General features: G+C 57.0%; 11 protein-coding genes. 3 read left to right on the top strand and 8 right to left on the bottom strand.

Features of this window, described 5'->3' with window-relative positions; translation table 11 throughout:
- Window positions 1-221 precede the first annotated feature (221 nt).
- The gene (gyrB, locus tag ACR0AU_RS19700; protein WP_480796126.1) at window positions 222-2,639 is read right to left on the bottom strand and encodes a DNA topoisomerase (ATP-hydrolyzing) subunit B; all 2,418 of its coding nucleotides are present in this window, start codon (window positions 2,637-2,639) and stop codon (window positions 222-224) included.
- Window positions 2,640-2,741: 102 nt separating this feature from the next.
- On the bottom strand, window positions 2,742-3,314 hold the full coding sequence (locus ACR0AU_RS19695; RefSeq protein ID WP_170647231.1) for a TetR/AcrR family transcriptional regulator: 573 nt from the start codon (window positions 3,312-3,314) through the stop codon (window positions 2,742-2,744).
- A gap of 99 nt (window positions 3,315-3,413) precedes the next feature.
- Here ACR0AU_RS19695 and ACR0AU_RS19690 point away from each other — a divergent pair, with 99 nt between their 5' ends.
- Entirely contained in the window at window positions 3,414-3,980 is a 567-nt protein-coding gene (locus ACR0AU_RS19690; protein WP_170423365.1) for a carboxymuconolactone decarboxylase family protein, read from the top strand.
- Here ACR0AU_RS19690 and recF read toward each other — a convergent pair.
- The 6 genes from recF to mutM all read right to left on the bottom strand — a co-directional run bounded on the left by recF (window position 3,977) and on the right by mutM (window position 10,572).
- The gene (recF, locus tag ACR0AU_RS19685) at window positions 3,977-5,074 is read right to left on the bottom strand and encodes a DNA replication/repair protein RecF (RefSeq protein WP_170515653.1); all 1,098 of its coding nucleotides are present in this window, start codon (window positions 5,072-5,074) and stop codon (window positions 3,977-3,979) included. The two genes, ACR0AU_RS19690 and recF, sit on opposite strands and share 4 nt — an antisense overlap.
- A gap of 39 nt (window positions 5,075-5,113) precedes the next feature.
- Window positions 5,114-6,235, bottom strand: a complete 1,122-nt coding sequence (gene dnaN / locus ACR0AU_RS19680; protein ID WP_480796125.1) for a DNA polymerase III subunit beta — start codon at window positions 6,233-6,235, stop codon at window positions 5,114-5,116.
- 225 nt (window positions 6,236-6,460) lie between these two features.
- Complete coding sequence (gene dnaA, locus ACR0AU_RS19675; protein ID WP_170395377.1) at window positions 6,461-7,843, bottom strand: chromosomal replication initiator protein DnaA; 1,383 nt, start codon at window positions 7,841-7,843, stop codon at window positions 6,461-6,463.
- Between the two features lie 543 nt (window positions 7,844-8,386).
- A complete protein-coding gene (gene rpsT / locus ACR0AU_RS19670) occupies window positions 8,387-8,650 on the bottom strand; it encodes a 30S ribosomal protein S20 (protein WP_010442545.1) in 264 nt (87 codons plus the stop codon).
- Window positions 8,651-8,877: 227 nt separating this feature from the next.
- Window positions 8,878-9,654: an enoyl-CoA hydratase gene (locus ACR0AU_RS19665; RefSeq protein WP_170395375.1), complete on the bottom strand. Its 777-nt coding sequence runs from the start codon at window positions 9,652-9,654 to the stop codon at window positions 8,878-8,880.
- A gap of 66 nt (window positions 9,655-9,720) precedes the next feature.
- Window positions 9,721-10,572 carry a bifunctional DNA-formamidopyrimidine glycosylase/DNA-(apurinic or apyrimidinic site) lyase gene (gene mutM / locus ACR0AU_RS19660; RefSeq protein ID WP_170736802.1) on the bottom strand — a complete coding sequence of 284 codons (852 nt, stop codon included), beginning with the start codon at window positions 10,570-10,572 and terminating at the stop codon, window positions 9,721-9,723.
- 86 nt (window positions 10,573-10,658) lie between these two features.
- Between mutM and ubiE the strand changes: the two genes are divergently transcribed.
- Both ubiE and ubiB read left to right on the top strand, forming a co-directional pair.
- Window positions 10,659-11,411 carry a bifunctional demethylmenaquinone methyltransferase/2-methoxy-6-polyprenyl-1,4-benzoquinol methylase UbiE gene (ubiE, locus tag ACR0AU_RS19655; protein WP_480796124.1) on the top strand — a complete coding sequence of 251 codons (753 nt, stop codon included), beginning with the start codon at window positions 10,659-10,661 and terminating at the stop codon, window positions 11,409-11,411.
- Window positions 11,412-12,941, top strand: coding sequence for a 2-polyprenylphenol 6-hydroxylase (ubiB, locus tag ACR0AU_RS19650; RefSeq protein WP_170515664.1), 1,530 nt, complete (start codon window positions 11,412-11,414; stop codon window positions 12,939-12,941).
- Window positions 12,942-12,960: the final 19 nt, after the last annotated feature.

Raw genomic sequence — 12,960 nt, 5'->3', positions numbered from 1 at the left:
CCAAGCAGGTCTCTGGTCAAACTGCTGGGCACAAGGAGAACCTGATCTGGTATCGCGATCAGGTGTTCAATCCTTGAGCAACTGAAACCTATCCTTCGACACCCGCATAAGGCGATTTACTTGCTCTCCTCTGCACTATTATCGTGAAACAGTGCAAACTTATGGGCAAATCGTGCAAACTTATGGGGTGCGTGAAGGTTTGTGCGCGTCCCTACACCCGCTCAAAAATCCAAATTCTCCACGCTCAGAGCATTCTTTTGAATGAATTCACGGCGCGGCTCTACCACATCACCCATGAGTTTGGTGAACAGATCATCGGCCTCGACTATATCATCCACGCGTACTTGCAACAGGGTCCGCGCGTCCGGGTCCAGCGTTGTTTCCCAAAGTTGATCGGGGTTCATCTCTCCCAAACCTTTGTAGCGTTGCAGCGACAAGCCCTTTTCGCCTTCCTCCAGAATCGCGCGCAGCAGGTCGAGCGGGCCGTGTATGACTTGACCCCGATCGCGACGCACCAACGTTGCGGGGGTGTTGTAGACCTCTTGCAGGCTTTGGGTGAAACTGCCGGTTTTACGGGCCTCACCCGAGCGCAACATGGGGCCGTCCAGTGTGCGCACTTCTTCCACACCGCGCAGGATGCGCGCGAGGCGGATGCCGTGATCCTGTGTGATGCGGCCTTGCCAGCCGCGTTCGTATTCCAGTGCAATCAAGTCAAGGCGCGCCGCGACCTTGTCGGCCACGCCCTGCAAATCGGCATCAACAGCGCCGGGCACGAAGGCACCGGCTACAGCAGCCTGCTCCAGAATATGGCGCGGATAATGCGTTGGGAAGGCGTCCAGCACTCGCTTCAGCTGGCGCGCTTCATCCACTATGCGGGTCAGGTCCTGGCCGATGATTTCCTCGCCCGAGCCTAATTTAAGTACTGCGCCTTCGACGCCCTGATTGATCAAATAATCATCCAGCGCAGCCTGGTCCTTCAGGTAAACCTCTGATTTACCTCTAGAAACCTTGTATAGCGGTGGTTGAGCGATGTAGAGATACCCGCCCTCGATCAACTCTGGCATTTGCCGGTAGAAGAAGGTCAACAGCAGAGTTCGAATGTGCGCGCCGTCAACATCTGCGTCCGTCATAATGACGATTTTGTGGTAACGCAGTTTTTCGATGTTGAATTCGTCGCGGCCAATGCCGGTGCCCAACGCCATCACGAGGTTACCGATCTCTTGGCTCGACAACATCCGGTCAAACCGCGCCCGTTCCACGTTCAAGATTTTGCCACGCAAAGGCAGAACAGCTTGTGTCAGCCGATCCCGACCGGTCTGGGCAGAACCACCAGCCGAGTCCCCCTCGACCAGGAAAACTTCGGTCTTGGACGGATCTTTTTCAGAGCAATCCTTGAGCTTACCAGCCAGATAGTTCACATCCATCGCAGTCTTGCGGCGGGTCAATTCGCGAGCTTTACGGGCGGCCTCGCGCGCTAAAGCCGCCTCGATGATCTTACCGACAATCCCCTTAGCCTCATTCGGGTTCTCTTCGAACCATTCAGCCAGCTTCTCGTTCATCAGACCTTCGACCGCCGGGCGCACCTCAGAGCTGACCAGCTTGTCCTTGGTCTGGGACGAGAATTTCGGGTCGGGCACTTTCACCGATAGCACGCAGGTCAGGCCTTCGCGTGCATCGTCACCGGTAAAGCTGACCTTTTCCTTCTTCGCGATCCCGCTGGACTGAGCATAGTTGTTGATCGTCCGGGTCAGTGCACCACGGAAGCCAGCCACATGGGTGCCGCCATCGCGCTGCGGGATGTTATTGGTGAAGGGCAGCACGGTCTCATGATAACTGTCGTTCCACCACATCGCGATTTCCACGCCGATATCGTCACGCTCGCCCTTGATATAAATCGGTTCGGGCATCGCCGGGGTCTTGGACCGGTCGAGATATTTGACAAACTCTTTGACGCCGCCCTCGTAGAACAGTTCGGTTTCCAGCCGCTCAGCAGGGCGCTCGTCGATCAGGATGATCCGCACGCCTGAGTTCAGGAAAGCCAGCTCGCGCAAGCGCTTTTCCAGCGTCTCAAACGAGTATTCGAGATTCGAAAACGTGTTGGTCGAGGCCAGAAATCGTACCTCGGTTCCTGTGCGATCGCCGCACTCGCCGACGACTTTCAGATGTTCCGCCGTCTCACCGCCCTCAAAACGCGCCACATGTTCCTTGCCGGCCCGCCAAATGCGCAGTTCCAGCCAATCGGATAGCGCATTCACCACCGAGACGCCCACACCATGCAGACCACCTGACACCTTGTACGAGTTGCTGTCAAACTTACCGCCAGCGTGCAGTTGGGTCATGATGACTTCAGCCGCTGAAACGCCTTCCTCGGGGTGGATATCCACCGGGATTCCACGTCCATTGTCGCTGACCGAAACGCTGGAATCCGCGTGAATTTTTACAGTCACATGGTCGGCATGACCGGCCAGTGCCTCGTCAATTCCGTTGTCGACAACCTCGTACACCATATGGTGCAGACCCGAACCATCATCCGTATCCCCGATATACATACCGGGACGTTTGCGAACTGCCTCTAAGCCTTTGAGAACTTTGATGGAATCAGCGCCGTATTCTTGGGGTGCCTGTGCGTCTTCGGACATGCCGTTAGTACCTATATTATTTTGGTAACTTATACGTTTTCTGGTGGGGATTGTCACGTGCTCCCCCCATATTTTGTGGTTCTGATCCGCTTAATTTGCGGATCAAAGCCGATCAAGGTCTGCTGCAATATCCTCGGCGATTTCTGCCGCGTTCACATCGTCCCGTTCGGCTGACAATCGCAACCCCAGAAGGTCGGATTGATAGCGCGCCGCCAAGCGATCCGGGTCATGACTTGGCGCGATTTCTCCGGCCTTCTGCGCGCGGCGAAAGAGGTTCGCAAAACAAGCTTTCATGTCAGCCATATGGCTCTGCGCCTGATCAGCCAAATCATGGTCTTTGGCTTGCAATTCCGCATAAGTCTTCGCCAACATACAGGCTTTTGTTGGCAGCTCCGACGCCTCGATCACACGACGAGGTTGCACCTTAAGAGCACCAAGCGGGCCCAATTCCTGCGCCAAAGCCTTCATATTGGCAACCCCTTCCTGAGTATACCGCTCTAACGCCAGGGCGTAGAGCGCATCTTTCGACCCGAACGCCGCGTAGAAGCTGCCCGGTTTCAGCTTCAGCTCTCGCTCGAGATCCTTAAGCGACGTCCCCGCCCAGCCGTGACGCCAGAAAATATCTCGCGCCTGCGCGATAAGCGCGTCTCGGTCATATGAGGGTTTGCGGGGCATCGTTTCACCAATTCTTGAACGTTCGCTCAAATATATACTTGAGTGATCGCTCAAGAAACCCTAAATACGACTCATCGCGCCAGAAACAGGAGTTTTGACATGGCCAATTTCCCGTCTCACGACCTAGAAACCGCCCCGGAAGGGTCCAAGCCGCTGCTTGAGAAATCTCAGGCTGCATTCGGCCGCCTGCCCGGTCTTCATAAAGTAATGGCCGAAAGCCCCCAGCATCTGGAAGGCTATCAGGTTCTGCACGGCCTGTTTCTGCAGACCGATTTCAACAACGACGAAAAAACCGTTGTCTGGCAAACCATCAATGTCGAAAACGAATGCCATTACTGCGTGCCTGCGCATACCGGCATCGCAAAGATGATGAAAGTCTCTGACGAGATCACCGAGGCGCTGCGCAACGAAACTCCGCTGCCCACGGCCAAGCTGGAAGCGCTACGCACCTTTACCCTGCAAGTGATGGAAACCCGTGGAAACCCGACTGAAGAACAGCTGCAGGCCTTCTTTGACGCTGGCTATTCCCACCGTGCGGTCCTGGATGTCGTACTGGGTCTGGCACAAAAAACCATGTCGAACTACGTCAACCACATGGCCAAAACCCCGGTCGACGAAGTGATGCGCGGCTTCCTTTGGGAACGCAAAGTCGGCGAGCCTGCCTAAACGCTGACGACCGAGCCCTCGTCGCCTTCGGTAACGACCAGCGTTTGGGCTCGATCCCCCAATTCCGCAAATAGCTCAGGCCCGGTGCCCGTCATCCAGGCCTGTGCGCCCAGCGCACAAATCTCATCATACAACGCAGCGCGCCGACCCGCATCCAGATGCGCGGCCACCTCATCCAGCAATACAATAGGAGGTGCTCCAACCATCTCCGCCAACGCTCGCGCGTTTGATAGGATCAGCGATACCAGCAGTGCTTTCTGCTCACCGGTCGAGCAATCTTTGGCAGGAACGCCCTTGGCGGAATATACACCATACAGGTCTGATCGATGCGGGCCGACCAAAGTCCGCCCGGCGGCCAGATCGCGAAACCGGCTTTCATCCAAAGCTTCTCGCAAGTCTTCCGCCGTCTCAGGCATTGCACCTTCGGTTTGAACCAATTCAAGATCCGCTGACGGAAAGGCCGTCTCAGCTTTATCCTGTGCTGAGCGCAGATACTCCAACGCACTCAATCGCGCGGCGTGGATGCGATGCCCCATCTCGGCCATCTGCCCTTCCAGCGCCGCGTACCAATGGGCATCGCGAACTTGTTCTTTCAGCAACCGGTTCCGCTCGCGCATCGCTTTTTCATAGGTCAGAGATGCCTCGGCATGTGCCGGATCAAAACTCAGCGCGATCCGGTCGAGGAACCGCCGCCGCCCTTCAGCCCCTTCGATCCAGAGACGGTCCATCGATGGGATTAACCAAACTACCCGCGCCAGTTTTCCCAATTCAATCTGGCTTGATGTTTTCTCATCAATCCGCACTTGCCGCGCCGCACCACCTTCGGACCAGGTTTCAATCTCGAAATTCTGTCCTTGCGCATTCAATAGCCCAATCAGCTTCCACCCCAGCGCCTCGGGGCGCCGTGTCATCTCAGCGGCGCTTGCCCGCCGCATCCCGCGCCCGGGTGAAAACAGAGAAACCGCTTCCAGGATGTTGGTCTTACCGGCACCGTTTGGCCCATGGATCGCGACTGGCCGCCCGTCCAACGACAGGCGCGCCAGCTTATGAGACCGAAAATGCGAGACCGTAAGCTCGGTCAGGGCCAATCCCATGACCCCTCTCTTTCGTTAGAGATCACCCAGTCGAGGCAATCAGACGCGCATCGGCATTACGACGTATACTGCGCTTTGGTCGTTGCCTTCGCGCATCAGTGTCGGATCACCCGCCGAGTTGAACATAAACACCGCATTTTCACGATCCACCTGAGACGCGATTTCGAGCAGGTATTTGGCGTTGAACCCGATCTCCAGGCGCTCATCCCCGTAAGCAACTGCCAGCTCTTCCTCAGCCGCACCACTGTCGGGTGCATTCACTGACAGAACCAGCTTATCCGCATCCAACTGCAGTTTGACGGCCCGCGACCGCTCGGACGAAACTGTCGCCACACGATCCACGGCCTGCGCGAATTCAGCCGCGTCCACTTCTAACTTGCGCGTGTTGCCTTGCGGGATGACGCGTGTGTAATCCGGGAAAGTTCCGTCGATCACTTTCGAGGTGAGCGTGATGTCAGGTGTTGCAAACCGCACCTTGGTTTCACTGACCGAGACGGCGATGTCCATCTCGTCATCATCCAGCAGCTTGCGCAGTTCGCCCACGGTTTTGCGGGGCACGATCACGCCCGGCATATCCGCTGCACCATCCGGCAGATCCGCATCGATCCGCGCCAAGCGGTGACCATCAGTCGCCACGCAACGCAGTACCTTGCCGCCCTCGGAACCATCTGCAACGTGCATGTAAACACCGTTCAAATAATATCTCGTCTCTTCCGTGGAAATGGCAAACTTCGATTTATCGAACAGCCGGCGCAACAATGCCGCCGACGCCGTAAAGTTCGATTGGTATTCTGAAGACGCCATAACCGGGAAATCTTCTTTCGGCAGCGTCGCCAGAGAAAAATTCGAGCGCCCCGCTTCCACGGTCAACCGCCCAGCTGCATTATCTGCGGTCAGGGTCACCAGCGCCCCATCAGGCAGCTTGCGTACGATCTCATGTAGCGTTGTGGCCGCAACAGTCGTGGCGCCCGCTTTCTCGACCTGCGCGGGGGCCTTGTCGACCACTTCGATGTCCAGATCGGTGGCACGAAACAGCGCCTGATCGCCTTCGGCCTCGATCAGCACGTTGGCAAGTATGGGAATCGTGTTGCGACGTTCGACAACTGACTGGGCCTGCGAAACGGCCTTGAGAAGGGTGCCGCGTTCGATGCTGATCTTCATACCCTCTGTTCCTTTGACTTGCGTGCCGAAATAGGCGGGACTGGCACGTTAGCGTCTCAGCCCTGAGGCACAAGGATTTTTTACGGATTTCTGGGTCGGATTGCCTCGGTGGTCAAGAGCAGCGCGCGTGAAACACACCAGATCATTCTCAACCGTGGACAATAGCGCACAAGAAAACACCCCGAACGCAATAGCCCGGGGTGTTTTTCAAGTATTCAGTGCGGTTTAGGCTTCCAAGGCCCGGCGCAGCATCTCAACATCTTCGGCAATCTGGCCATCGGTCAACTTCAGCTCTTCGATGCGCTTCACGCCATGCATGACCGTGGTGTGGTCGCGCCCACCAAATCGACGGCCAATCTCAGGCAGCGACCGACTGGTCAGTTGCTTGCACAGATACATCGCCACCTGACGCGGACGCGCATAGGACCGCAGGCGTTTAGGGCCGATGATATCGCTGAGGCGGATGTTGTAATAATCCGAGACCTTTCGCTGGATCTCTTCGACGGTGATCTTGCGCTCGGAGGCGCGCAGTACATCGGCCAGACAATCCTGCGTCAGCTCCATATCGATCTCGCGCCCGACCAGCGAGGCAAAGGCAAAGAGGCGGGTCAGCGCCCCTTCCAGCACGCGCACATTGGTCGAGATGCGGTGTGCAAGAAACTCCAATACACCATCAGCAATGGTCAGATCGGGATAAGTGCTGCTGTACTGCTGCACTTTGTTCTGCAGGATTCCCAGACGCAATTCGTAGTCTGTGGGATGAAGATCGACGACAAGGCCACATTGCAGGCGTGACTTTACGCGGTCTTCAAGGTCCTTGATCTCGCCCGGCGCGCGGTCGGCCGAGATGATGATCTGCTTGTTCTGATCCACCAGCGCGTTGAACGTGTGGAAAAACTCTTCCTGCGTCGAATCCTTGCCAGCGATGAACTGCACGTCATCGACCATCAGCACATCGACCGAACGGAACAAGTGCTTGAAATCCATCATGCGGCGTTCACGCAAAGCCTGCACAAAGCGATACATGAACTGTTCTGCTGACAGATAAAGCACATTCAACTCGGGGTGCTTGGTTTTCAACTCCCACGCAATCGCGTGCATCAGGTGGGTTTTACCCAGTCCAACACCGCCGTAGAGAACGAGCGGATTGAAAGTTACCGGGCCGCCCTCGGATACGCGGCGAGCTGCGGCATGTGCAAGTTCGTTGGGTTTGCCAACAACAAAGCTATCAAAGGTAAACCGTGCATCCAGTGGCGCAGCCTGTAGTGCTTCAAGTGCATCATTGGCTGTATCTGTAACAGCGGGCCGGGTTTCTGGCGCGGGAGATGGCTTGGACTCTTCCACCAATGTGGGACGGGCTGACGAATTGGCCGCTGTGCGAAATGCCAAGCGCTGAACCTTTTCGCCCGATGTGTTCAGCTCATAGAGAATAAGGTCCGCAAAATTCTGACTGACATAGTTGCCCATGAAGTTGGTCGGCACCGAGAACACCGCTACACCATCCTGCAACTCCTGAAACTCCAAGGGTTCAATCCAGGTGGTAAAATTGTTCTTCCCAACCGCCTTCATCAATTTGCTACGCAGTTGTCCCCATTTCTCTTGTGTCATTCGGCGCCTCACGCATCCCATTCATTATTGGCCTTAAGGCCTTTTTTAATGTGTCCCGAATTACGGGCCTTTATGGCGCTCACACACAAGGGAACGTTTCGCCAAACCTGATGGTCTGGCGGGTACGCTCGAATATCATCGCAGTCCAATACAGCACGGCCCCAAAATGGGGGCACACCCGGAATCCGGGATGCGCATGATATTCCAATTTATCGACAGGGCCAGGATCTTCGGCTAACCCGAGACCCAGAGCAGATCGTCCAACTGACCGAAGCCAGCTTTCGAACATTCGTTCCTAGATCTTTCCGATGCCCGTCGGTCAGATCTTTGGAACAGCCTGTCCCCCCAAGCGAGTGAATCGCTGATTAAGTCGTAGCAAGAGCCCAAGGGTCCGGGCAACGAAACTCTGATATTGACTCGGGGTTCTGGGCGAAAGAATCTCTCGGCTTCGTGAAGACGCGGCTTTCCGGCAACAATGAAAAAGGCGTCGCAATCAGCGACGCCTTTTTCGCAAATCAACGCTTGACGCGTTTTCCCAAAGAATCAGCCCAGCGCTTTGACGCGCGCCGACAGGCGCGACATTTTGCGGGCTGCGGTGTTCTTGTGGAAGACGCCTTTGGTGACGCCACGCATCAACTCGGGCTGAGCGGCGCGCAGGGCTGCGGTAGCCGCGTCCTTGTCGCCGGATGCGATCGCTTCTTCAACTTTGCGCAGGTGGGTACGGATGCGCGAACGACGCGCTTTGTTGACGGCGAAGCGCTTTTCGTTCTGACGGGCGCGTTTCTTTGCCTGGGGCGAATTTGCCATGTGTCTCTGACCTTTTGTTCGGTACGGTTATCTTGGGTTGCGCGCCACGGACATATCCGCACCGGATCAGAAATCACGAGTGTGAGTCGGGCCAAGCGGGCCGCACGCGCATGTATGACGGCGGTCTCTAACCAAGTTTGGCAGGTTTGCCAAGCTGATTCTTCCAGTATGTGATGAGGGAAAAAGGCGGGGTCTGCCCGCCTAATATCACTAAGCGACGATTATGATCACTTGTCGCGGAACTGAGCCGCACGTTTTTCCAGAAACGCGGCCATGCCTTCTTTCTGATCCTCTGTCGCAAACATCGAATGGAACACCCGACGCTCAAACAGCATGCCTTCGCTCAGCGGCAGCTCATAGCTGCGGTTCACAGCCTCTTTGGCCGCGATGGCCGTGATCTGCGATTTCTCTGCAATCTTCTGCGCCGCACCGGTTGCCTCTTCGATCAGCTTTTTGGCGGGCACGACACGACTGACCAATCCGGCGCGCTCGGCCTCTTCAGCGTCCATGAAGCGGCCTGTCAGGTTCATGTCCATCGATTTGGACTTTCCTACGAAGCGGGTCAGACGCTGACTGCCACCAAGCCCCGCGATGACTCCCAGATTGATCTCGGGCTGGCCGAACTTGGCGGTGTCGGCAGCGATGATGAAATCGCACAGCATCGCCAGTTCACACCCGCCGCCCAGCGCGTAACCGGCAACGGCAGCGATGATAGGTTTACGGATCGCGGAAACCCTATCATTGGCGTCCGCAAACAGATTAACGTCGAACACATCGACAAAGCTCATCTCGGACATTTCCTTGATGTCCGCACCGGCGGCAAAGGCCTTGTCCGAGCCGGTGATGACGATGCAGCGCACCTTGTCATTGCTATCCGCATCTTCCAGCGCCTCGCACAGCTCACCCAGCAACTGTGTGTTCAGCGCGTTCATCGCATCGGGGCGGTTGAGCTTGATAAGGGCGACGTGGTCTTCGATTTCGACGATGATCGTCTCAAAAGCCATGAGGTGTAAGCTTCCGGTTGTTCCGTTCAGGTACGATTCCTTATCACGCGATTTCGCTGGATCAAGTTATCTTTGGCATTGCGCGCAATAGAAGGATGAGCGACCGGACTGGGTGATTCTCTTGATTTCAGCGCCACAACCCTCGGTTCGACAAGGCTCTCCTTCGCGACCGTAGACGTCGAAGCTGTGTTGAAAATATCCAAGTTCTCCATCGGCTTGGCGGAAATCACGCAGCGATGACCCACCCGCTTCAATCGCGTCCTGCAACACTTTTCTGATGATCGGCACAAGGGCCGCAACGCGTGGCGCAGAAATCTGTCCCGCTTTGCGACGTGGCGACACCTTGCCGCGATAAAGCGCTTCGCAGACGTAAATATTACCCAAACCGGCAACGATTCCCTGATCCAACAACGCCGATTTGACCGGACTGTTCTTGCCTTTGAAGGCGTCTATCAGGTGCTGTTCGTGAAAATCATTACCCAACGGTTCAGGTCCCAGAACCGATAGCAGCTTGTGCTGCTCTGCCGTTGCCGTCGGCAGCAGATCCATTGCCCCGAACCGGCGCGGATCGTTGAAGGTGATGCGTGCGCCATTAGCCATATGAAACACCACGTGATCATGCTTCTGCGCCATCGGATGCTCATGCGCATACTGTCCGAGCGGATCGCCAGAGACTGTCATCCGCCCCGACATGCCCAGATGGATCAACAACGTCTCGGCACTGCTGAGATCCGCCAGAATGTACTTCGACCGTCGCCGCAGCCGATCCACCCGTTGGCCCGTCAGCCGCTCGGCCATGCGAGCCGGGAAAGGCCAGCGTAAATCAGGCCGATTCACATCCGCCCTTTCGATCACTGTGCCCTCCATTGCGGGGCTCAGGCCGCGTCTTACTGTCTCGACCTCGGGCAATTCGGGCATTACAGGGCTCCTATTCCAAAGGGCCGCATTGTGCCCGCCTCTTATCGCCCTATAACAGAGGCGAAATTCGACAAACGGCAAGGCAAATGTCCGACACCAACGACAAGACCACCCATTTCGGGTTCGAAACCGTGCGCGAGGCTGAAAAAGCCGGCCGCGTACAGGGCGTTTTCAATTCGGTCGCCTCGAAATACGACGTGATGAACGACGTGATGTCGATGGGCATCCACCGGGTCTGGAAAGACGCGATGATGGACTGGCTTGCCCCGCGCGCCGGTCAGCGGCTTCTGGATGTGGCGGGCGGCACCGGCGATATCTCGTTCCGCTTTCTGAAGCGCGCAGGCCACGGCCATGCTACCGTGCTGGACCTGACCGAGCCGATGCTGGTCGAAGGCCGCCAGCGCGCCGAGGCCGACCAGATGTCCGACAGCCTGAGTTGGGTGGTGGGCGACGCGATGGCGCTGCCCTTTGAGGATAACACCTTCGACGTCTACACCATCTCCTTCGGCATCCGGAACGTCACCCGCCCGCAAGAGGCGCTTAACGAAGCCTATCGCGTTCTGAAGCCCGGTGGTCGTCTGATGGTGCTTGAGTTCAGCCAGTTACCCAATGACGGGCTGCAGAAGCTTTACGACCTCTACAGTTTCAATGTCATCCCGCGTATGGGCAAGCTGATCGCCAACGACTACGACAGCTATCAGTACCTTGTGGAATCGATCCGCAAGTTCCCAGACCAGGAGACATTCCTGAACATGGTCCGCTCCGCCGGGTTCGAAAACGCCAAATACCGCAACCTGAGCATGGGCATTGCCGCATTGCATTCTGGCTGGAAGATCTAGATGCGCGGCCCTCACAACATCATCCGCCTGATCCGCACAGGCGCAACGCTTGAACGTACCGGTGCCATGAACGTCGTGCTGGATGCATTCGAGGCACCGCGTGCCGTACGTATTCTGGCGCATACCCTTGGCAAACCGTTCCAATGGCTGGGCTACAAGGGCGACCCCGAGATGCCGCCCGCCACCCGTGCCCTGACCGCATTGGGTCCGGCTTACATCAAATTCGGGCAGGTGCTTTCGACCCGCCCCGACGTGGTGGGAAATGAACTGGCCGAGCAACTGCGTGTTCTGCAAGACAAGCTGCCGCCCTTTTCCAAAGCTGAAGCAATGGCAGAGGTCGAGAAAGAGTTAGGCCAACCGACGTCAGAGATATTCAGTGAGTTCAGTGAACCCATCGCCGCTGCCTCGATTGCTCAGGTTCACAAGGCCAAGCTGACCAGCACAGGCGAAGACGTTGCTGTCAAAGTCCTGAGACCGGGTATCGAGCGCGCCTTCCGCAAGGATGTAGACGCGTTCTATTTCGCCGCGCGTATGGTACAACTTTGCGCCCCCGGAGCGCGCCGACTACGCCCGATGGAAGTGATCGAGCATTTCGACGGCGTAGTACGCGGCGAGTTGGACCTGCGTCTGGAAAGTGCCGCCGCCTCGGAATACGCTGCCAATACCAAGGATGATGCCGGATTCTGGTTGCCTCCGGTGGTCTGGTCGCTATCCGCCCGCCGCGTCATGACGCTCAGCTGGGCTGATGGCATTCCCTTGGGAGATAACAACGCGCTGGACGCTGCCGGACATAATCGCCGCGATCTGGCTGAGCGCGTGCTCCGCCTGTTCCTGTTGCACGCGCTACGCGACGGCTATTTTCACGCCGACATGCACCAAGGCAACCTCAAGGTCGCTGCGAACGGGGACATTATCGCCTATGACTACGGCATCATGGGCCATATCGATGAATACACTCGCCGGGTCTATGCCGAGATTCTCTTTGGTTTCATCCGCCGCGACTATAAACGCGTGGCTGAAGTCCATTTCGAAGCAGGCTATGTGCCTGCCAATCAGGACGTCGACGAATTCGCCCGCGCCTTGCGCGCGGTAGGTGAGCCGATCTTCGGCATGGACGCCACCCATATCTCGATGGGTCGGCTGCTAAGCTACCTGTTCGAAGTCACTGAACGCTTCGGCATGGAAACCCGCACCGAGCTGATCCTGCTGCAACGCACCATGGTGGTGGTCGAAGGCGTCGCCCGCTCGCTTGATGATCACATGAACATCTGGGAGGTCGCCCGACCGGTGGTCGAGGATTACATCAAACAATCCATCGGCCCCCGCGCCGCCCTGCGCGATTTTGGTAAAACCGCCCTGGTGCTTGCCCGTTTCGGCCCCCGCTTGCCCGGTCTGGTGGAAAATGCCCTGATTGCCCAGACCCAAAAAGACGACCCAAAGACCCCGGGTTTCATCGCAAACCTTCTGCCAGCAGCGATCGGCGCGGCCGCAGGCATAGCCGCGACGCTGGTGATCTTCGCACTCAGCTAAACCAACCCGACCGCTTCAT

Source organism: Ruegeria sp. CG1, assembly GCF_056537265.1.
The sequence above is the reverse complement of the archived record's forward strand: the minus strand, read 5'-3'. Positions and strand labels throughout refer to the sequence as shown.

Excerpts from the sequence above, each read along its gene's own strand:
- gyrB (WP_480796126.1), bottom strand. The coding sequence starts at position 2,639 with ATGTCCGAAGACGCACAGGCACCCCAAGAATACGGCGCTGATTCCATC.
- ACR0AU_RS19695 (WP_170647231.1), bottom strand. The coding sequence starts at position 3,314 with ATGCCCCGCAAACCCTCATATGACCGAGACGCGCTTATCGCGCAGGCG.
- ACR0AU_RS19690 (WP_170423365.1), top strand. The coding sequence starts at position 3,414 with ATGGCCAATTTCCCGTCTCACGACCTAGAAACCGCCCCGGAAGGGTCC.
- recF (WP_170515653.1), bottom strand. The coding sequence starts at position 5,074 with ATGGGATTGGCCCTGACCGAGCTTACGGTCTCGCATTTTCGGTCTCAT.
- dnaN (WP_480796125.1), bottom strand. The coding sequence starts at position 6,235 with ATGAAGATCAGCATCGAACGCGGCACCCTTCTCAAGGCCGTTTCGCAG.
- dnaA (WP_170395377.1), bottom strand. The coding sequence starts at position 7,843 with ATGACACAAGAGAAATGGGGACAACTGCGTAGCAAATTGATGAAGGCG.
- rpsT (WP_010442545.1), bottom strand. The coding sequence starts at position 8,650 with ATGGCAAATTCGCCCCAGGCAAAGAAACGCGCCCGTCAGAACGAAAAG.
- ACR0AU_RS19665 (WP_170395375.1), bottom strand. The coding sequence starts at position 9,654 with ATGGCTTTTGAGACGATCATCGTCGAAATCGAAGACCACGTCGCCCTT.
- mutM (WP_170736802.1), bottom strand. The coding sequence starts at position 10,572 with ATGCCCGAATTGCCCGAGGTCGAGACAGTAAGACGCGGCCTGAGCCCC.
- ubiE (WP_480796124.1), top strand. The coding sequence starts at position 10,659 with ATGTCCGACACCAACGACAAGACCACCCATTTCGGGTTCGAAACCGTG.
- ubiB (WP_170515664.1), top strand. The coding sequence starts at position 11,412 with ATGCGCGGCCCTCACAACATCATCCGCCTGATCCGCACAGGCGCAACG.